The organism is Helicobacter sp. T3_23-1059, from assembly GCF_053654515.1.
Genome location: NZ_JBSIUV010000167.1, coordinates 1 through 942 on the forward strand (window position 1 = coordinate 1; position 942 = coordinate 942).

Genomic DNA, 942 nt, shown 5'->3' on the forward strand with positions numbered 1-942 from the left:
CAGATTTTAGCCTCTCAAAAAGTGCTTAAACAAGTAGAATCCTTGCAACAATATCTAGCCACAGCAATGGCTAGCTAAAGCAAAATCAACAATCACTCAAAAAAAAAAAAAAAAAACACAAAGCACAACAAACAAAAAGCAAAAAACACCCAAAAACACACAACAAATCACAACAAAAGGAACTAAAATGAATCTAAACCAAATTATACATAATGCGTGGCTAGCAACACAATGGCAAAATAAAACTACACCAACACCTAGCACACCACTAAGCAACGCTAGCAACACAAAATCTAGCACCCCCCCCCAAGCCAAACTACTAGCAAGAGCCAAAAAGCCTGCGTTAAGTTTTATCGGCATTCTTACTTCGATAGCAGGGCGATTTAAGCGGGCGTTTGGTATAGACACACGCACACGCGCAAAGACAAAAAACACCAAGACAAAAGCGCATATAAATACTTAGATTTTGGGTAAAAATATAAAATTTAGGGCAAAACTATGCTTTTTTAGGCTTTTTAGATTTTGCTTATGCGTATTTTTTAGTTTTTTTTAGTTTTTTTAGGCTTGCAAGCTAGCTTTTTATCGTTGTTTGCTATTTTTTGCCCCTCGCGCAGAGACAATCAAATCTTTTATGTTTTTTTTTTGGATTTTTAGCATTGCAAAAACGCAGGATTTACGCAAAAAATATCTAAAAACCACACCACAAAAACACGCTACAAAAACCCACAAACACACAAAAACAACATAAACACAGCACACAAAACTACGCACAAAATCTTTATCACGCACACACGATTTTTTTGCATAAAACCCCCTCCAACTCACACACCACAAGCCTTTTTTTATCCCCGTTTTTTACGCGTTTTTTTGCGCTTTTTTTTGCCACACATTCTCCCCGCAAGCAAAAAACCTACCACACAAAGCACAAAAACTACCCCATTC

Annotated in this window: 1 protein-coding gene; it reads left to right on the forward strand. The window is 36.7% G+C overall.

All coding sequences use genetic code 11. From position 1 onward, the window contains the following. Positions 1-187 precede the first annotated feature (187 nt). Positions 188-463 carry a hypothetical protein gene (locus tag ACWIX0_RS13845; RefSeq protein ID WP_454174563.1) on the forward strand — a complete coding sequence of 92 codons (276 nt, stop codon included), beginning with the start codon at positions 188-190 and terminating at the stop codon, positions 461-463. Positions 464-942: the final 479 nt, after the last annotated feature.